The sequence below is a fragment of the Thermocatellispora tengchongensis genome (assembly GCF_014202315.1).
Taxonomy (GTDB): Bacteria; Actinomycetota; Actinomycetes; order Streptosporangiales; family Streptosporangiaceae; genus Thermocatellispora; species Thermocatellispora tengchongensis.
Window position 1 is genome coordinate 61,817 of record NZ_JACHGN010000029.1, and the last position, 19,155, is coordinate 80,971.

Sequence of the window (19,155 nt, forward strand, 5' to 3'; positions counted from 1 at the left end):
CAAAGCGCCACAATCCCCTTATGCCTTCTATCACGCCGCTGAGATCCGGAGACCCCACCCGACTGGGAGGCCATGATCTCCGCGGGCGACTGGGCGAAGGCGGGCAGGGCGTCGTCTATCTCGCGACCGACGCTCGCGGGAACCATGTCGCGGTCAAGTGGCTCCGGCCGGAACTGTCCGGCGATCCGGTCATGGTGGAGCGCTTCGTGCGCGAGGTGGCGGTGGCCGAGCGGGTCGCCCCCTTCTGCACCGCGCAGGTCCTCGCCACCGGGGTCGAGAACGACCGGCCGTACATCGTCAGCGAGTTCATCGAGGGGCCCTCGCTCCAGGCCGTGGTCACCGAGTCGGGGCCGCGCGCCGGCGCGAGCCTGCACCGGCTCGCGATCGGCACGGCCACCGCGCTCGCGGCCATCCACCAGGCCGGGATCGTGCACCGCGACTTCAAGCCCGCGAACGTCATCCTCGCCTCCGACGGCCCGCGCGTCATCGACTTCGGCATCGCCAGGGCGCTGGACGCCACGTCCACGCTCAGCGCGATGCCGGTGGGCACGCCGGCGTACATGGCGCCGGAGCAGATCCTCGGCCACACGGTCGGCTCGGCGGCCGACATGTTCTCCTGGGGCAGCACCATGGTGTACGCCGCCAGCGGCCAGGCGCCGTTCGGCAGCGACACGCTCCCCGCGGTGATCAACCGGGTGCTGAACGCCGAGCCCGACCTGTCCAGCCTGGACGGGCCGCTGCGCGACCTGGTGGCCGCGTGCCTGCACAAGGACCCCGCCCAGCGCCCGTCGGCCGAGCAGGTGATCCTGCGCCTGCTGCAGCATCCGGTGTCCGCAGCGCCCAGCTCGCCCACGATCCTCCAGGAGGCCGCCGCCGCGGCGGCGGAGCAGCCGTCCAGCCCCGGCGGGCCCTCGTCCTTCCCGGGCGCGGGCGGGCCGCCGTCGGTGCCGAGGGCCGGTGGGCCGTCGTCGTTCCCGGGGGCCGGCGGGCCGTCGTCGGTGCCCGGAGCCGGTGGGCCGTCCTCGTTCCCGGGGGCGCACGGGCAGCCGCCCGTGTCGCAGCCGCAGGCCGCGGCCTGGGGGCCCGCGGGCAACACGCCGCAGCAGCAGCCCCACGGGCAGCCGGGCTACCCGCAGCAGCCGTACGGGCAGCCTCAGCCGCAGCAGCCGTACGGGCAGCAGCCGCAGGGATACCCGCAGCAGCAGCAGCACTACCAGCAGGCGCCGCCCGCCCCCTACGGCCACCAGCAGCCGCAGGGGTACCAGGGCTACCCGCAGCACGGCCCGCCGACGGTGCCCCGGCAGGGGGGCGGTGGCGGGCTGCGCGGCGGCACGATCGCGGCGATCGCCGGCGGGGCGCTCGCGGTCGTGCTGGTGGTCGTGCTCGTGGCCGTGGTGATCCGGAGCCAGGGCGGGGGCGGCGAGCCGCAGCCGACGGGCAGCCCGCTCGCGCAGCGCACCCCGAGCGCCACCCCGACCCCGACCCCGACGTCCACTCCGGTGCCGACGTCGAACCTGACCAAGACCACGCTGCCGGGCGGTGCCGGGATCACGCTCTACGAGCACCCCGACGACACGCTCGCGCTGACCTCGTACCAGATCCAGGACCCCAAGACCAAGGAGTGGGTCGACTACGCGCGGGCCTCGCTGACCGGCGACTACGCGAAGTACCCGAACAACTGGGAGTCCAAGGTCTCCCCCAACGGGCGCTACCTCGCCGCGCGGGGCAAGAACTACACCGACGACGGCTACGACTCGGTGGTGATCACCGACCGCGACACCGGCCAGCGGACCACGGTCAAGACCGTGCGCAAACCGCTGATCGCCAGCGTGTGGCTGTGGTCCAAGGACAGCACGCGGGTGCTGCTCGCGATCGAGCGCGAGGTCAGCACCGACAACTGGCGCACGGAGGGGTTCGTGATCGCCACGGTGGGCCAGACGGCCGCCGACGTGGTCACGATCAAGGACACCGCGGTGGACGAGTCGTACTACGGCTGGTACGGCCCCGGCGGCGGCACCGTGACGGTGGCCAAGGACGGCGACCAGGAGTCGCTGCGGGTCTACGACACCAACGGCACCGAGGTCCGCACGATCGACGGCATCGGCCACGTGCCCGACACGATGGACTTCTTCTCGCCCTCGGGCCGGCAGTTCGTCACCGACTGCCCCGGCGGCACCGCGCAGAACCACTGCGTGTGGAGCACCGAGCAGGGCGAGATCACCACCCGGTTCACCTCCGAGTGCGACAAGGTCCTCGGCTGGTACGACGAGAGCCACCTGTTCTGCTGGGAGATCGACAGCGGCGCCGACCAGGTGATCGTGATCGACTTCAAGGGCGAGACCGTGCGCACCCTGCTGGAGGTGCCGGACGACTTCCAGTTCAGCGCCGCGTTCACCCAGAAGCCCCGCACATCCTGAGACCGTGAACCGGACGCCGCCGGCGTCCGTGGTAGGGGCATGAGCGCTTCGATCCGTACGGCCGGTGCCGTCGCCCTGTCCGCCGCCCTGCTCGCGTGCGCCGCCTGTAGCGGCGGCGAGGGGGGCGGCGGCGACGGCCGTACGGGCGCGCCGGAGCGGCCGGGCACGGTGAACCTGGCGGCGGCGACGCTGGTGTCGTACGAGAGCTGCGACGACATGCTCGCCGGGCTGCGCGGGCAGGCGGCGAAGAACGTGGGCCCGTGGGGGTTCGGCGGGCCGGTGCTGTTCGCGCGGGCCGACGCGATCGCCGCCAAGGAGTCGCAGGACTCCAGCGCCGGTCATTCCACCACCAACGTCCACGAGGCGGGCGTGGACGAGCCCGACCTGGTCAAGACGGACGGCAAGCGGATCATCACGGTCACGCGCGGCGTGCTGCGGATCGTGGACGCCGCCACCCGGAAGGTCACCGGCACGCTCCGCCTGGTGCCCCAGGAGCAGGGCTGGGCGCCGGCCGACCTGCTGGTGCACGGTGACCGGGCGCTGGTGCTGTTCAGCAGCGGCGGGGTGATGCCGGCCGACGCCGCCGCGACGGTCAAGCGGCCCGCCGGGAGCGAGCTGTCGTACGTCCTGGTGGACCTGGCCGGGCGGCCGAAGGTCGCGGGCTCGATCGCGCCGCGGAACGCCGAGCACGTGGACGCGCGGATGGTCGGCTCCACCGTGCGCCTGGTGGTGCGCAGCCGCCCGATGATCGACTTCCCGGAGCCCGCGCCCACCGCCTCCCCCGAGGACCAGCCCTCGGAGCAGGAGCGGACCCGGCTGAACCGGGAGGCGGTCGAGCGCGCCCCGATCGAGGCGTGGCTGCCGAAGTTCACCGTCACCGACGCGGCGGGCCGCGAGAGCACGCGGAGCGTGGCGTGCGAGCGGGTCAGCCACCCGCGGGAGTACACCGGCACCTCGATGCTCACCGTGCACACTCTGGACCTGGCGGCGGGCGAGCGCACGCTGCAGGGCGTCGAGCCGATCAGCGTCGCCGCCGACGGCGACACCGTGTACGGCACCGCGACCAGCCTGTATGTGACCAGCAACCCGCGCTGGTGGAACCCGGCCGTGATCCTTGAGGAGGACACCGGCGCCCCGGCGGACCCCAGCACCCCGGCGGAGACACCCTCGCCGCGGCCGTCCAACGACCCGTCCATGCCGTCCCTGCTGCCCGAACCCACGCCGGGCGGCACGGACGTCGCCCCGCGCGAGGCCCCCACCCCCGCCGAGCCCACCCCGAGCGGCCCCGTCCCCACCGAACCGACCCCCACCGGCCCGACCCCGATAGACCCGGCCCCCAGCGACCCCGAGCCGACCGAACCGGCGCCCGGCAAGACCCCGGTCGCGCCGCCTGAGAAGACCGAGGTGCACCGGTTCGATATCGGCGGGACCGGCGCGCCGCGCTACGTCGCCTCGGGCTCGGTGCCGGGCCGGCTGCTGAACCAGTACTCCCTGTCGGAGCACGAGGGCCGGCTGCGGGTGGCGACCACCGTCTCCGACCCCACGACCGGGGAGAACAGCGAGAGCGGCGTGTACGTCCTGGACGCGGCCACCTTGAGCGAGGTGGGCCGGGTGACCGGGCTGGGCAAGGGCGAGCGGATCTACTCGGTGCGGTTCATCGGCCCGGTCGGGTACGTGGTGACCTTCCGCCAGATCGACCCGCTCTACACCCTGGACCTGCGCGACCCGGCCGCGCCCCGGGTGACCGGCGAGCTGAAGATCACCGGCTACTCCGCCTACCTGCACCCGGCCGGCGACGGGCGGCTGATCGGGGTCGGGCAGGAGGCGAGCGAGCAGGGCCGCCAGATCGGCGCCCAGGTCTCCCTGTTCGACGTGAGCGACCCGGCCCGGCCGAGCCGCCTGGCCCAGTGGGTGCGGAAGAACTCCGGCATCGCCGCCGAGTGGGACCCGCACGCGTTCCTGTACTGGCCGGCGAGCGGCCTGACGGTGCTGCCGATCAACTCCTGGGACGAGAAGACCGGCACGAGCGACAACGGGGCGCTGGTGCTGCGGATCGGCGCGGGCGGCGACGAGATCACCGAGGTGGGCACGGTCCGGCACCCCGAGACGACCACCGAGGGGACCGCCTTCACCCCCGACATCCGGCGCTCCCTGGTGATCGGTGACACTTTGTGGACGGTTTCCGAGAGCGGGCTCAAGGCGAGCGACGCCCGCACCCTCGCCGACCAGGCATGGATCGCCTTCTCCTGACCCGCATTACACCGACATAGCGGCCTTTACAAGCCCTTGTCATGATTTGTAGGGAGTGTTACCACTGCGGCAACACGTGTGATCAACACGTGTCGGATCCGCACGGGCGAACCCCACCGCAGGATCCGCCGATCCATCGAAGGCATGGCCAACGGCGGCCACGTCTGCGCAGGAGGATCTGTGCCCGCACACCCCTGGTTACGCATCACACTCGTCGCCGCGAGCGCCGGGGCGCTCGCACTGTCCGCGACCGGCGTCGCGCAGAGCCAACCGGTCCACCAGGTCCAGTCGGCCGAGTCGGCCCGGCAGGCCCCGAAGGTGCACGACTTCCAGGCCGAGGAGCACGGCAAGCCGGACCTCGACCACCGCAAGGGCGCCGTCGCGCCACCGGCCGCGCTCCGCAGCGGCGCCGGCACCACCATCCGCTGGAACACCCTGGGCACCCCGGCCGTGATCACCGCCGCCGGTCCGCTGGCCGAGGGCCTGGGCGGCGACCCCGAGCAGGCCGCGCGCGCGTACCTGAAGGCCAACCAGGCCCTGTTCGGCCTGTCCGCCGAGGCCGTGGACGCGCTGGAGAAGGTCGCGGTCAACCCGATCGGCCAGGGGCACGCGGTGCTGCTGCGGCAGCGCTTCGGCGACCTGCCCGCGGGCGTGGACGGCCTGGTCGCGCTGGGCGTGGCCGACGGCAAGATCATGCACGTGACCTCGACCCTGTCCCGCACCACCGAAGCCCCGCCGGCCGCGGCCATCGACGAGCAGCGGGCCGTGGAGATCGCCGCGGCCGACGGGCGGATCGACCTGGCCACGGCGACCACCAAGCTGGTCTCGGCCGTCGCCGTGCCCGCGCCCGACGGCGTGCACAACGCCTTCCAGGTCACACTGATCGGCGGCGACGAGGCCGAGCCCGCGGCGTACACGACCTTCGTGGACGCGGTGAGCGGCGCGATCCTGGTCCGCGAGAACCTGGTGGACCACGCCTGGGACGGGAACCACGACCCGGACAACCCGCGCTGGGAGGTCTTCCCCGCCAGCCCGCGCGGCGACTACTCCTCCGCCGACACCCGCCAGACCTGGTGCCACAAGCCCGGCCCCGGCTGCGACCTCGTCGTGGGCGGCGACCCGGCCACCGGGCACGCCTGGGACGTGGACCACACGACCGGCACACCGTCCCACACCAGCCTGGGCAACGCGGCGCGCACGTTCGAGAACCGCGCCAGCGGCGTGGCCAACACGGTCGGCACCCGGCCCAACGTGCAGACGCCGAGCCGCACGTACCGGTACCCGTGGCAGAACATCTGGTACAAGGCCAAGTGCGACCCCGCGACCTTCGACCAGCCCGGCGAGGCCGACCTTGAGGCGGCGATCTCCAACCTGCACGCCATGCACAACCGGATGCACGACTGGTCCTATCGCCTCGGCTTCACCGAGACCGCGTGGAACATGCAGGTCAGCAACGGCGAGCGGGGCGGGCTCGGCAACGACCCCGAGCAGGGCAACGCCCAGGCGGGCGCGCGCATCCTGAGCGTGCGCGACAACGCCAACCAGATCACCGGCCCCGACGGCGTCGCGCCGATCACCAACATGTACCTGTGGCAGCCGATCGCCGGCTCGTTCTACGGCCCGTGCGTGGACGGCGACTACGACATGTCGGTCATCGGCCACGAATACACCCACGCCATCTCCGGCCGCATGATCGGCGGCCCGACCGCGGGCTGGAGCGGCGCGCAGGCCGGCGCGATGAACGAGAGCACCTCCGACCTGTTCGCCATGGAGTACCTGTTCGAGTACGGCTTCCGCCCGCCGGGCGAGACGCCGTACGTGACCGGCGCCTACGTCACCGGCGACGCCAAGGCGGGCATCCGCAACTACGACATGTCCCGTTCCCCGCTGAACTACAGCGACATCGCCTACGACCTGGTGGGCCAGCAGGTGCACGCCGACGGCGAGATCTGGTCCGCCACCCAGTTCGACGTACGCGCGGCCTTCATCAAGCGATACGGCGACGGCACCCCCGCCACCCAGCGGGCCTGCGCCGACGGCAAACTGCCGGTCGAGAAGTGCCCGGGCAACCGGCGCTGGGCCCAGCTCTCCTTCGACGCGCTGCTGCTGATGGCCTCCGGCGCGGTCAGCTACGTGGACCACAGGGACGCCCTGCTCGCCGCCGACCGAATCCGCTTCGGCGGCAAGAACCAGGACATCATGTGGAACGCGTTCGCCGAGCACGGCCTGGGCAGCGGCGCGGCCAGCAACGGCGCGAGCGACCCCGACCCGACGCCCAGCTTCGCCTCCCCGCACGCCACCAACGCCACCGTCACCTTCAAGCCCACGGGCGACGCCGCCGGCAAGCCGGTCCGCCTCTACGTCGGCGACTACGAGGCCCGGGTGACCCCCATCGCCGACACCGACCCCGCCACCCCGCTGGGCGACACCTTCGAGATGATCCCCGGCACGTACTCCTTCCTCGCGGTGGGCCCGGGCCTCGGCCACACCCGCTTCACCGAGAAGATCAGGAAGTCCGAGACCCTCGACGTCAGGCTCTCGGCCAACCTCGCCTCCGCCGCCGCGGGCGCCACCGCCACCGGCGACGGCGTCAACCACCCCAACCTGATCGACGAGACCGAGGCCACCCAGTGGGCCTCCCTGACCGCCCCGGTCCAGGGCCGCCAGATCATGGTCGACCTGGTCGGCACCGACCCGGCCAAGATCCGCCGGGTCCAGGTGAGCGCCATGCTCCGCCCGGCGATCTCCGACCCGGCCGACCCGGGCACCCAGAACCGCTTCAGCGCCCTGCGCGCCTTCGAGATCCTCGCCTGCGACACCGCCACCGGCGCGAACTGCGCCGACCCGGCGGCGTACCGGTCGATCTACAAGAGCCGCTCGAACGCCTTCGAGACCCGGCTCCCCCGCCCCCGCGGCGCCGACCTCCTGATCAAGTCCTTCGACGTACGCCCCGCCAAGGCCACCCACCTGATGCTGCGCGTCGTCTCCAGCCAGTGCACCGGCAACCCCCTCTACCTCGGCGAACAGGACGCCGACCCCAACAGCAGCACCGACTGCGCCACCGCGAGCCCGTTCCGCGACCAGGTCCGGGCCGCCGAACTCCAGGCGTTCACCCGCTGAGATCCCTCCGTCCGGGGCGATGAGGATCGCCCCGGACGGGCACCTGCTACCGCTCCCGCCTCCGCCATGACTGGCCCCGGAGGACGGGAGCGGCCATAACTCACCCCGGGGGACGGGAGCGGCCATGACTCACCCCGGGGGACGGGAGCGGCCATGCCTCACCCCCGGGGGGCAGAAGCGGCCATGACTCACCCCGGGGCGCAGGAGCAGCCATAACTCACCCCAGAGGCCGGGAGCGGCCATGACTCACTCCGGGGGGCGAGAGCGGCCGGGGATCCACGCCTGTACCGCGATGCCGGCCGCGCCGGCGGAACCGGTCACCGGCCGGGCCACGAGCGTGGCGACACGGCCGTCGGAGAGGGCGACGTCCACCACCGCCGCCCTGCCCTGCGCGACCAGGTTCACCGCGGCCTCTTGCAGGGTGAGCCGATCGCGCGAGGGCAGGTCGCGCGGCCCCGTGCCCGGGGCGGGACGCGCGGCCCCGGCGCCCTGCTCCCGCAGGAACGCCGCGATCAGGGCGCGCTCACGGTCGGTGGCCATGTCCAGCAGTCGCTGCTCCACACCGGCGGCCGAGCGCCGGGCCAGCTCCATCATCTCCGCGTTCGCCCGGTCGTTCGGGCAGGTGACGCTGATGGCCCCGGCCAGGCGCCCGCTGAGCGGATCGCGTACCGGCGCGGCGGCGGCGGTGCTCCAGCGCAGCGCCTCGGCGAAGTGCTCGTGGCCCGAGACCTGGCGGGCGCGCCGTTCCACCAGCACCGAGTTGAAGGCGGTGGTGCCGACATCCGTCTCGGCGCAGCGGAATCCGGGCGCGGCGCCGACCGCGTCCAGCGCCCTGCCCAGGACCGGGTCCCCCTCGGCGCGCAGGAAGATCACGCTCCTGGCGTCACCCAGGAACACACACGCCGGGGTGTCCGCGATGGTGATGCGCAGCCGCTCGAACACCGGCCGGGCCGCCCGCACCAGGTCGCACTCCGGATCCAGGTCCTCGACAGGGTACGCCTGGGCGGAATCGGGCGTGAGTCCCGCCGCCCGGCAGCGCCGCCAGGAGTCCAGGATCGACGCGCACACATCGGGCCCCGTGGGCTTGCCGTCCAGGAACCGCTCCACGAGCGTGTCGTCGGACGTTCTCCCGTCGTTCCAGCCATCCGCCATCCGGCTCACTCCCCCGAGATCCCCATCGTGAGCTCCGCGATGTGCACGCCCCAACAGCATAGGTCCACATCGGATGACCTGCGTAGACACCGAACACGATGCCGCCGGGCAGGCGTCGCTGGCGCGCGTGGTCCTCAGGGCCCGGAAGAGCGCGGGCGGCCCCCAGCACTACCTTTCACCGTGTACCTGCAGAACGTGTCATGAGCCACCACGGAGGACACCATGACGACCACCCCGGACGACCCGACCACCCCGGACGACCCGACCACCACGCTGCCCGGCCGCCCGCCCATCGTCGACATGGCCACCTGGCAGGCCGCCCGTGACGAGCTTCTGGCCCGCGAGAAGGCCCACACCCGCGAGGGCGACGCCATCGCCGCGGCCCGCCGCCGGCTGCCGATGGTGGAGTTCGACGGAACGGTCGAGGTCGTCGGCCCCGACGGCCCGGTCCCGTTCCTGGACCTGTTCCAGGGCCGCGACGAGCTCGTGGTCTACAAGCACATGTGGTACGACGGCGCGCCACACCAGGGACAGTGCGAGGGCTGCACCACCACGGCCTGGCACCTGAAGGACTCCGTCTACCTCAACGCCCGCGGCGTCTCGTTCGCCATCCTGACCACGGGCCGCTGGGACGAGGTGGCCTCCTACGTCGAGTTCATGGGCTACACCCAGCCCTGGTACTCGGTGCGCGGCGTGGACGAGCCGGTCGGCGGCAGCATGGGTTACATCACCTGCTTCCTGCGGGACGGCGACCGCGCGTTCCTCACCTACTCCACGACGGGCCGCGGCAACGAGCGGGTCAACGGGTCCTTGGGCCTGCTCGACATGATGCCCTACGGCCGCGGCGAGGCGTGGGAGGACAACCCCGTGGGCTGGCCCGAGGGCCGCAGCCCATGCTGGTCCTGGCGCTCCGACGCCGACGGCAACGCCACCTGGGGCCCCACCAGCCGCCCCGTCCCGCAGTGGACCCGCCCCGGCGCGACCCCCGTGGAAACCCTCGGCCGACACGGCCACCACCACTGACAACCTCACCGCGGCCGGCCCGGTGCGTGTCGACCTGGCTCCGGGCCGAACATCTTCTCCGGATTCATGACCGTCTTCATCATCACCGGCATCACGGTCCTGGCCACCAGGACCGAGCCTTGGCGTGGTCGCGCAGGCAACGCGCGAGCAGCACGGCGCTCTCGATGGCGAGCGCGGCGCCCTGGCCCGAGCTGTTGGACGGCGCGTGCACGGCGTCGCCGACCAGGACCATCCGGCCCCGGCGCCAATGCGGGACGCCGGCACGATGTGCAGCGAGCCGAGGACCTGGAGCCCACCATCGGCGTAGACCTCGCGCAGCGTGCGCAGCCACTCGGCGGCGGGGGCTCCTCCCCCACTTCGTGGTCCGCGTACGCCTCGTAGCCGAGCAGGCCGGCGGGGCGGCGATGATGACCATGCTCGGAGCCGCTCTCGGGCCGACCGTCTCGGCACGGATGCCCCTTGTCGTCAATAGCGGCCCGGCGACCGCAACGGTTTCACTACCATGAGCGACCGTGGCCGTAGACGTCGGCAGAAACCAGCTACGCGCGAGTTTCGGCACCCATACGAAAACCGTGGAATCCATGATGGAAGGAGCGCCGGCGGCGCTCCTCCTCTTCTACGGCGTGGAGTGCGGCCTGAAAGCCGCGATACTCAGCCGAAACGGCTACAAGGACACCTCCCACCTGCCCGAGCAGCTACGGAACCACGATCTGCACCGTCTCGCCAAGGAACTGAAACTGCCACCCGAGGTGTGCAACCGGATGCGGTCGTGCCCCAGCCAGAACGGCCGGGGACACGTGGCGTTCGCCGAGTTGCACCAGGCCTGGCGGTACGGACACACGCTCCGGAAAGCGGAGGAGGAGCAGGCCGTGGCCTCGTTGCACGAGCTGATCGCCTGGTGTCGGCGAGAATTGGGGATGTGATCGTGCCAGACCGGGAGATCGCGGTTCCCGAACACCTCTACACCTGGGTCGATGTGGACGCCCACCTGGCGATACTCGCGGCCAGAAACCAGTGGCCCCAGTGGCTCCAGGAGTGCGACGCCTTCTGGGACGGCCTTCAGGTGACCGTCGACCCGAGAACGTCGCAGGGAGAGGCTCTGGACTGGCTCGGCGACCGGTTCGGGGTCGGTTCCATCGTCCGCGACCAGGGGAGCCATTTCCTCCGGCTGGACGACGTCCCTGGACGCCCCTCCACGCGGCTGTTGCCTATCATGATCCATCATGGCGAGCACGCCGCGCCGAGGCGCGAACCCCGCTGGCGGGAGCGCCGGATCGTACGCGCCCTAGGGGAACCGCTTCCTCCTCCCGAGGCCGGGTTCGCCGGAGGGGTGCGGATCGCCGCGATGCACTCCTTCAAGGGCGGTGTGGGACGCACGTTGCACGCGGTCGCGCTGGCCGACGGCATCGCACAGCGTGGAGGCCGGGTGCTCCTCGTGGACGCCGACCTGGAGGCGCCCGGCATCACCTGGATGTTCACCTCCCACGGCCGGCGCGTCGACTTCAGCTACGAGGACTTCCTCGCCCTCCTGCACTCCTCGGAGGACGGCCGTCCCACCGAGGCCGTGACACTCGGCGCGGCCTACCTGCCGAACCAGGCGATCGACGGCGTGATCGTGATGCCGACACGGCGCTCACTCCGCGACATCGCGCCCCCGCGGCTCGAACCGACCGACCTGCTCACCCCCGGCCGGTCGATCTACTACCTGACCGAGTCTCTCGCCGAACTGGCCGAACGCCTCGGCGCGTCCACGGTCCTGCTCGACCTGCGCGCCGGGGGCAGTGAGCTGTCGGCCCCCGTCCTGCTCGACTCCCGCGTGCAGCGGATCTTCGTCACCAGCATCAGCAACCAGTCGCTCCGCGGCACCGCGCGCCTGATCAGGGAACTCGGACGACGCGCGCCGTCACGGCGGATCGACCCACCTAGTGCGGCCCTCATCACGCAGTTCCGCGAGCCTGGACACAAGGAACTGGTGCTCGAAGCCGCCGCGCTGCTTCGTGACGCCATCTCCACGACGCTCGGCCCCGAACTGCGGGAGCATGAGGACCGCATCGTGGACGTCGATATCACGCTGGAGCCGCTGCTGAGCGTCTTCCAGGATCGCCTCCTCGCCCTACCCGGCTCGTGGGAATCCGTGATCGACCTGCTGCGGCGCCAGCAGGTCACCGACATCATGGCACCCCTGGCCGAGGAACTCGCGCCCCCGCAGGCGCCCGTTGTGCCCGAAGGCGAGGACTCGGCTCCGGCGACGAGGGAGAATCCCCTGGCTCCTCGCCGGGAGACCCTGGCTCATTTCGCCAGAAGGCTGGCCTACGCCGAGACGGCGGACGACACGGCGTTCCTGCCCACCGAATCCCTGCGGAACCTGCTGATCTCGCACCGCACCGAGCCTCCTCTGTGCGTCGTGGCGGGCGCCAAGGGTTCGGGCAAGACCTTCACCCAGGTCCAGATGTGCTTCCGGCAGACCTGGCAAAAGTACGCCGATGCCGTCGGAGTCCCAGGTGTGACCTTGGACGCCCGGCTCGCCCCGGTGTTCGTCTCGAAGAACATCAAGGACAGCACGTTCGCCAGAATCCGCGAGGTTCAACGGGGCGCGTCTTTGGAACGTCAGCCCGCAGATCAGCTCGCCCTACGCGATCTGATCGACGACGCCCTACGCTCGGAACGGTCCGACCTGGAGTGGCGGCGAACCTGGCTTACCTGCATGGCGAAGGCGGTCGGAATCGACACCTCGCCGGACGAGGTCGAGAGGGACCTCGCCGAATTCGGCGCGGCCCACAACAGAATCTTCCTCATCGACGGTCTGGAGGACCTGCTCCAGGATTTCTCGCACAATGCCGCACAGCGGCAGGCGCTGGGCGTCCTCCTGGTCGACTGCCTGGAATGGCTGCGCAGCCTGCGCGGCAGACCGCTCGGGCTGGTGATCTTCGTACGGCGCGACCTCGTTCAGGCGGCCATTCGCCAGAACTACGGACAGTTCCTCGCCAGGTACAGCGAGTTCGAGCTCAAGTGGAATCCGGCGGAAGCGCTACGCCTCGCCCTGTGGGTCGCCAAGCACTCCGGAGCCCTTAGTGATCTCACCGACGATGAGGTGGTGCACGCGAAGGATGAGGACCTCAGCAGGTATCTGACCCCGGTCTGGGGCGAGAAGATGGGATCGCCCCATTCCCGGGAGGCCCGCTCCGACGGATGGTTCCTGGCCGCGCTCTCCGACTTCAACGGACAGATCCAGGCGCGCGACATCGTCACCTTCCTCGCGGAATCCGCCGCGCTCTCCGTGGCCGACGTCCGGTACTCGAACCGCTTGCTGACACCGGCCGCGATGAGGAGAGCACTCGTAAGCTGCAGCAAAGAGAAGATCAAGGCCATCGGCGACGAGAGCCCCAAGGTGGGGGAACTCCTCAAGACCCTGGACACCCTGGAAGCCGACAAGAAGCGCATTCCATTCAGCCCCGACTCCGTCCGCCTTTCCAGCGAAGAGCTGGGCATCCTGGCCGCCAACGGCGTGGTATTCCGCGAAGAGGACCAGTACTGGATTCCCGAGATCTTCCGCCACGGCCTGTCCTTCAAGGCCACCGGCCGCCCGAAGATCCTGGCCATCGCCAACCTGGTTCGCCAACGGAACAACCTCGACTGAGGTCGGCGGGACGGGGGTTGTCGACTCCTGGTCGTTCCCATCTCAGGCCCGGCCGCCACCGCCCTCTGCAAAGGCCGTGCGCCTCAGCCTCGGATCCGCCACCACCCGACCCGCCCGAGTCGGCGCCTCACGCTCGCTCACCCCAACCCCCGCCTTATACACGTCACCGGAGCCGTCGGCCACCCACTTCACCCCGGCCACCGGTCCACCGATCTCAGCGCAACCACCACCCCCGCCAGTTGGGTGATCATAGGTGGTGGGGAACAGCTTGGGGAGTGGGCGCCAGCGTCGGGCGTCAGCCCGACACTCGGAAGAACGGCCGAGCGTCAGCGAGGGCCGCTGGCGCGCGGGACGCGCGCGCCGGGTGGGCGCCAGGCGGGCGATCAGAGGTAGGCGGCAACGGGTGGGCGCCAGGCGGGTGATCAGAGGTAGGCGGCAACGGGTGGGAGCGGGTGGGCGGGATTTCAGTCTGAGGCGACGGGGACTATCTCCGGGGCGCCCATTCTTATCGCGTCCGCTTCCTGGTCGGTGTCCTGTTCCTGGCTGGCGCGTTCGGCCTCCACGCGCTTGGTGTAGTACTCCACCTCGCGTTTCACCTGTTCCGCGTCCCACTCCAGTGGGCCGGCCAGCAGTTCGGCGGCCTCTTGGGCCACGGCCACGCCCCTGTGGAAGGTCTCGATGCTGATGTGCGTACGCCGGGTGAGCACGTCGTTCAGGTGCCGGGCGCCCTCGTGGGTCGCGGCGTACACGATCTCGGCCCGCAGGTAGTCGTCGGCGCCCGACAGCGGGCCCGCCAGGTCGGGGCGGTCGGCGATCAGGGTCAGGACCTCTTCGATGAGGGAGCCGTACCGTTGCAAAAGGTGTTCGATGCGGGCCACGTGCAGGCCCGACTCGCGGGCGAGGCGGTGGCGGGAGTTCCACAGGGCCTGGTAGCCCTCGGCGCCGGCCAGGGGGATGCGGTCGGTGCAGGACGGCGGGACACGCTGGGCCAGGCCGTGGGCCACGGCGTCCACGGCGTCGCGGGCCATGACCCGGTACGTCGTGTACTTGCCGCCGGCGATCATGACCAGGCCGGGCACCGGGTGGGCCACGACGTGCTCGCGGGAGAGTTTGGAGGTCTCGTCCGACTCGCCGGCCAGCAGCGGGCGCAGGCCGGCGTACACGCCCTCGACGTCGTCGCGGGTCAGCGGGACCGACAGGACGCTGTTGACGTGGTCGAGCACGTAGTCGATGTCGGAGCGCGAGGCGGCGGGGTGGGCCTTGTCCAGGGACCATTCGGTGTCGGTGGTGCCGATGATCCAGTGGCGGCCCCACGGGATCACGAACAGCACCGACTTCTCCGTACGCAGGATCACCCCGGTGTAGGAGTGGATGCGGTCGCGCGGCACCACCAGGTGCACGCCCTTGGAGGCGCGTACGTGGATCTGGCCGCGCCCGCCGACCAGGGCCTGGATGTCGTCGGTCCACACGCCGGTGGCGTTGACGACCTGGCGGGCGCGGACCTCCAGCTCCTCGCCGGCCTCCAGGTCGCGCACGCGTACGCCGGTGACGCGCTCGCCCTCGCGCAGGAACCCGACCACCTGGGAGCGGGAGGCGACATGCGCCCCGTACGCCGCCGCCGTGCGCAGCATCGTCATGACGTAGCGGGCGTCGTCCACCTGGGCGTCCCAGTACTGGATGGCGCCGGTGAACGCGCTGCGGCGCAGGGCGGGGGCGAGGCGCAGCGCCCGCTTCCTGGACAGGTGGCGGTGGCCCGGCACGCCGCGGGTGAAGCCGAAGGAGAAGCCGAGCGAGTCGTACAGGACCAGCCCGGCCCCGACGTACGGCCGCTCCCAGCCGAGGTGCGTCAGCGGGAACAGGAACGGCACCGCGCGCACCAGGTGCGGCGCGATGCGCTGGAGCAGTAGCGCGCGCTCCTGCAATGCCTCGCGGACCAGGTCGAAGTTGAGCTGCTCCAGGTAGCGCAGGCCGCCGTGGATGAGCTTGGAGGAGCGCGACGAGGTGCCGGAGGCGAAGTCGCGCGCCTCCACCAGGCCGACGCTGAGCCCGCGGGTGGCCGCGTCGAGCGCGACCCCCGCGCCGACCACGCCCCCGCCGACCACGACCACGTCGAGCTCCTGAGCGGCCATTTGCGCCAGGGCGGCCGACCTCTCGGCCGGGCCGAGCCTCGCGGTGCCCATGTGCGCCGTCATGCCGGTCTCCTGCTCCCCCGAGTACGCGTCCATCCCCTTGCCCCTGCCTTTGTACCCGTTACGTCCCGCGCTATCTACCGGTGGGTAGCCGGCGGGCGGTGACGTTCGCCACCCCGCCCGGCTCGATCAGGCCCGGATGACGGTGACTCCGGCCTCCTCGTACGCCGCCGCGTCCTCGCCGGGCAGGCGCTCGTCGGTGACCAGGACGTCGATCTCCGACAGCGGGCAGATACGGGCGAAGGCCCGCGCGCCCACCTTGCTGGCGTCGGCCACCACGACCACGCGGGCCGCCCGGGAGATCATCATGGCGGTCACGCCCGCCTCGCCCTCGTGATGGGTGGCCGCGCCGTCGCGTAAGTTGATCGCGTTCACGCCGATGAAGGCGAGGTCCAGGGTGACCTGCTCGATCACGCCGGAGACGAGCGGGCCGATCAGCTCATACGACTGCGGGCGCGCGACCCCGCCGGTCATGACGATCTTGATGTGCCGGCGCACGGCCAGCTCGCCGGCGATGTTCAGGGCGTTGGTCACGATGGTGACGGGCGGCACGGTGCCGGCGTTGAGGTCGGCGCGGGTGGCGAGCGTGCGGGCCAGCTCGGAGGTGGTGGTGCCGCCGTTCATGCCGACGACGGCGCCGGGGGCGATCAGCTCGGCCGCCGCCAGGGCGATGCGCTGCTTCTCCTTGGCGTCGCGGGCGGTCTTGTAGCGCAGCGGGAGGTCGTAGCTGACGCTCTGGGCGACCGCGCCGCCGCGGGTGCGCATGAGCATCTGCTGCTCGGCGAGCTGGTCGAAGTCGCGTCGGATGGTGGCGGTGGACACGCGCAGCGAGGCGGCGGCGTCCTCCACCGACAGGCGTCCCTCCTGCGCAAGGAGTTCCAGTATCGCGTTCCAGCGCTCGTAACGAGCCACCTGTTCACAACCTCCTCGACGGCCAGGTCGTCAAGCGTGGCACAGAACAGATCGACATCTTGTCACAATGAGCGAAGATGCGGGCTATCCCGGTTCAGGTGACATTTCTCGGCACCCGGGTGCAGCCGCGGCCCTGTTCCCGGGCGCGTCGGGTCAGTGGATCTGTGATCCTTTCCTCTATGAGCATCACACTCGTCGACGCCCGTATCGTGACGCCGGAGGACGTGCACGACGGCTGGCTGACCATCGAGGACGGCCGCATCACCCACGTCGGCCGGGGCGCCGCCCCCGGCGCCGGGCTGAGCCTCGGCGGCCGGTACGTCGTGCCGGGCTTCGTGGACCAGCACAACCACGGCGGGGCGGGGGCGTCCTTCCCGGCGGGCGACCCGGAGGAGGCCCGGCGCGCCGTGGCGTTCCACCTGGGCCACGGCACCACCACCGTGGTGGCCAGCCTGGTCACCGGCCCGCTGGAGGAGCTGGCGCGCGCCGCGTCCGCGCTGGCCGACCTGTGCGAGGAGGGCGTGCTGGCCGGGGTGCACTTCGAGGGCCCGTACATCTCCGCGGCGCGGTGCGGGGCGCACGACCCGGCCCTGCTGCGTACGCCCGACCGGGCCGAGGTCGCCGGGCTGGTGAAGGCGGCGCGCGGGCACGCCCGGATGCTCACGATCGCCCCCGAGCTGCCCGGGGCGCTCGATGTCGTCCGCGACCTGGTGGACGCCGGGGTCGTCGCCGCCCTCGGGCACAGCGACGCCACCCATGACCAGACGCTGGCCGGGATCGAGGCGGGCGGCACCGTCGCCACCCACCTGTACAACGCCATGCCGTCGCTGCACCATCGCGACCCGGGGCCGATCGCCGCGCTGCTCCAGGACGAGCGGGTGACGGTGGAGCTGATCAACGACGGCGTGCACGTGCATCCGGCGATGGTGCGCCTGGCGTACTCGGTGGCGGGGGCGGGTCGTACGGCGCTGGTCACCGACGCGATGGCGGCCACGGGCGTGGGCGACGGGTCGTACCGGCTGGGGAACCTGGCCGTGGAGGTCAAGGACGGCGTGGCCCGGCTGGCCGAGGGCGGCTCCATCGCGGGCAGCACGCTCACCATGGACGTCGCCTTCCGGCGCGCGGTCAGGCTGTGCGGCCTGTCGTTGCCGGAGGCGGCGCGGGCGGCCTCGCTGACCCCCGCGCGCCTGCTCGGCCTGGACGACCGGGTCGGCTCGGTGACCACCGGCAAGGACGCCGACCTGGTGGTGCTGGACGAGGAGCTGACGGTGACCGGCGTGATGAAGCGGGGCGCCTGGCACGTGGGCCCCTGAGCGGGGCCCACGGCGCGGGCGGTCAGCGCTGCTGCGGGGCGACCACGACCTCGACCCGCTGGAACTCCTTGATGTCGGAGTAGCCGGCGGTGGCCATGGTGCGCTTGAGCGCGCCCATGAGGTTCATCGAGCCGTCGGCGCGCGAGGAGGGGCCGTGCAGGATCTCCTCCAGCGTGCCGATGCGCTCGAACTCCACCCGGCGCCCGCGCGGCAGCTCGGGGTGCTGGGCCTCCGAGCCCCAGTGGAAGCCGTGGCCGGGCGCCTCGTACGCCCGCGCCAGCGGCGAGCCGACCATCACCGCGTCGGCGCCGCAGGCGATGGCCTTGGCGATGTCGCCGGAGGTGCCCATGCTGCCGTCGGCGATGACGTGGACGTAGCGCCCGCCCGACTCGTCCATGTAGTCGCGGCGGGCCGCGGCCACGTCGGAGATCGCGGTGGCCATCGGCACCGCGACGCCCAGGACGGTGCGGGTGGTGTGCCCGGCGCCGCCGCCGAAGCCGACCAGCACGCCGGCCGCGCCGGTGCGCATCAGGTGCAGCGCGGCGGTGTAGGTGGCGCACCCGCCGACGATCACCGGGACGTCCAGCTCGTAGATGAACTGCTTGAGGTTCAGCGGCTCGGCGCGGCCCGAGACGTGCTCGGCCGAGACGGTGGTGCCGCGGATGACGAAGATGTCGACGCCCGCGTCGATCACGGCCTTGTGGTGCTGGATCGTCCGCTGCGGCGACAGGCGCACCGCCGTGGTGACGCCGCCGGCGCGGATCTCCTCGATCCGGCGGCCGATCAGCTCGTCGCTGATCGGCGCGCTGTAGATCTGCTGGAGGCGGCGGGTCGCGGCCTCGCCCTCAAGCTCGGCGACCTCGGCCAGCAGCGGCTCGGGGTCCTCGTAGCGGGTCCACAGGCCCTCCAGGTCGAGCACGGCGAGCCCGCCGAGCCGGCCCACCTCGATCGCGGTCTTCGGCGAGACCACGCTGTCCATCGGGCTGACCACCATGGGCAGCTCGAACCGGTAGGCGTCGATCTGCCAGGCGATCGAGACCTCCTCGGGGTCGCGGGTGCGCCGCGACGGCACGATCCCGATCTCGTCCAGCGAGTACGCCCGGCGCCCGCTCTTGCCTCGGCCGATCTCCACCTGAGTCATG

The 19,155-nt window shown here is 71.7% G+C and carries 12 protein-coding genes; 7 read left to right on the plus strand and 5 right to left on the minus strand.

Features of this window, described 5'->3' with window-relative positions; genetic code table 11:
* Window positions 1–20: 20 nt before the first annotated feature.
* The 3 genes from HNP84_RS52210 to HNP84_RS44770 all read left to right on the plus strand — a co-directional run bounded on the left by HNP84_RS52210 (window position 21) and on the right by HNP84_RS44770 (window position 7,787).
* Window positions 21–2,417: a serine/threonine-protein kinase gene (locus HNP84_RS52210; protein WP_221337545.1), complete on the plus strand. Its 2,397-nt coding sequence runs from the start codon at window positions 21–23 to the stop codon at window positions 2,415–2,417.
* Between the two features lie 39 nt (window positions 2,418–2,456).
* Complete coding sequence (locus tag HNP84_RS44765) at window positions 2,457–4,667, plus strand: beta-propeller domain-containing protein (RefSeq protein ID WP_185056199.1); 2,211 nt, start codon at window positions 2,457–2,459, stop codon at window positions 4,665–4,667.
* Between the two features lie 180 nt (window positions 4,668–4,847).
* On the plus strand, window positions 4,848–7,787 hold the full coding sequence (locus tag HNP84_RS44770; protein WP_312927117.1) for a M36 family metallopeptidase: 2,940 nt from the start codon (window positions 4,848–4,850) through the stop codon (window positions 7,785–7,787).
* Between the two features lie 246 nt (window positions 7,788–8,033).
* Here HNP84_RS44770 and HNP84_RS44775 read toward each other — a convergent pair whose 3' ends face one another.
* The gene (locus HNP84_RS44775) at window positions 8,034–8,939 is read right to left on the minus strand and encodes a GAF domain-containing protein (protein ID WP_185056201.1); all 906 of its coding nucleotides are present in this window, start codon (window positions 8,937–8,939) and stop codon (window positions 8,034–8,036) included.
* A 222-nt stretch (window positions 8,940–9,161) separates the two neighbouring features.
* Here HNP84_RS44775 and HNP84_RS44780 point away from each other — a divergent pair, with 222 nt between their 5' ends.
* Window positions 9,162–9,962: a DUF899 family protein gene (locus tag HNP84_RS44780; RefSeq protein WP_185056202.1), complete on the plus strand. Its 801-nt coding sequence runs from the start codon at window positions 9,162–9,164 to the stop codon at window positions 9,960–9,962.
* 91 nt (window positions 9,963–10,053) lie between these two features.
* Here HNP84_RS44780 and HNP84_RS56550 read toward each other — a convergent pair whose 3' ends face one another.
* A complete protein-coding gene (locus tag HNP84_RS56550) occupies window positions 10,054–10,545 on the minus strand; it encodes an FAD-dependent monooxygenase (RefSeq protein ID WP_221337546.1) in 492 nt (163 codons plus the stop codon).
* On the opposite strand from HNP84_RS56550, the gene HNP84_RS44790 reads away from it, so the two are divergent.
* Window positions 10,475–10,885, plus strand: coding sequence for a hypothetical protein (locus HNP84_RS44790; protein ID WP_185056203.1), 411 nt, complete (start codon window positions 10,475–10,477; stop codon window positions 10,883–10,885). The genes HNP84_RS56550 and HNP84_RS44790 overlap by 71 nt on opposite strands.
* 407 nt (window positions 10,886–11,292) lie before the next feature.
* Window positions 11,293–13,599 carry a MinD/ParA family ATP-binding protein gene (locus HNP84_RS44795; RefSeq protein ID WP_221337547.1) on the plus strand — a complete coding sequence of 769 codons (2,307 nt, stop codon included), beginning with the start codon at window positions 11,293–11,295 and terminating at the stop codon, window positions 13,597–13,599.
* A 464-nt stretch (window positions 13,600–14,063) separates the two neighbouring features.
* Here HNP84_RS44795 and HNP84_RS44800 read toward each other — a convergent pair whose 3' ends face one another.
* Together HNP84_RS44800 and HNP84_RS44805 are read right to left on the minus strand one after the other, a co-directional pair.
* Entirely contained in the window at window positions 14,064–15,779 is a 1,716-nt protein-coding gene (locus tag HNP84_RS44800; protein ID WP_376772041.1) for a glycerol-3-phosphate dehydrogenase/oxidase, read from the minus strand.
* Window positions 15,780–15,917: 138 nt separating this feature from the next.
* On the minus strand, window positions 15,918–16,700 hold the full coding sequence (locus HNP84_RS44805) for a DeoR/GlpR family DNA-binding transcription regulator (protein WP_185056205.1): 783 nt from the start codon (window positions 16,698–16,700) through the stop codon (window positions 15,918–15,920).
* A gap of 179 nt (window positions 16,701–16,879) precedes the next feature.
* On the opposite strand from HNP84_RS44805, the gene nagA reads away from it, so the two are divergent.
* Window positions 16,880–18,013 carry an N-acetylglucosamine-6-phosphate deacetylase gene (nagA, locus tag HNP84_RS44810; RefSeq protein WP_185056206.1) on the plus strand — a complete coding sequence of 378 codons (1,134 nt, stop codon included), beginning with the start codon at window positions 16,880–16,882 and terminating at the stop codon, window positions 18,011–18,013.
* Window positions 18,014–18,035: 22 nt separating this feature from the next.
* On the opposite strand, the gene HNP84_RS44815 is transcribed toward nagA, so the two are convergent.
* Complete coding sequence (locus HNP84_RS44815; RefSeq protein WP_185056207.1) at window positions 18,036–19,154, minus strand: GuaB3 family IMP dehydrogenase-related protein; 1,119 nt, start codon at window positions 19,152–19,154, stop codon at window positions 18,036–18,038.
* Between the last annotated feature and the right edge of the window lies 1 nt (window position 19,155).

Bases quoted from the DNA above. Each gene is read 5' to 3' on its own strand.
- HNP84_RS52210 (WP_221337545.1), top strand. From the start codon at position 21: ATGCCTTCTATCACGCCGCTGAGATCCGGAGACCCCACCCGACTGGGA.
- HNP84_RS44815 (WP_185056207.1), bottom strand. From the start codon at position 19,154: ATGACTCAGGTGGAGATCGGCCGAGGCAAGAGCGGGCGCCGGGCGTAC.
- nagA (WP_185056206.1), top strand. From the start codon at position 16,880: ATGAGCATCACACTCGTCGACGCCCGTATCGTGACGCCGGAGGACGTG.
- HNP84_RS44765 (WP_185056199.1), top strand. From the start codon at position 2,457: ATGAGCGCTTCGATCCGTACGGCCGGTGCCGTCGCCCTGTCCGCCGCC.
- HNP84_RS44780 (WP_185056202.1), top strand. From the start codon at position 9,162: ATGACGACCACCCCGGACGACCCGACCACCCCGGACGACCCGACCACC.
- HNP84_RS44775 (WP_185056201.1), bottom strand. From the start codon at position 8,939: ATGGCGGATGGCTGGAACGACGGGAGAACGTCCGACGACACGCTCGTG.
- HNP84_RS44800 (WP_376772041.1), bottom strand. From the start codon at position 15,779: ATGGGCACCGCGAGGCTCGGCCCGGCCGAGAGGTCGGCCGCCCTGGCG.
- HNP84_RS56550 (WP_221337546.1), bottom strand. From the start codon at position 10,545: ATGGATTCCACGGTTTTCGTATGGGTGCCGAAACTCGCGCGTAGCTGG.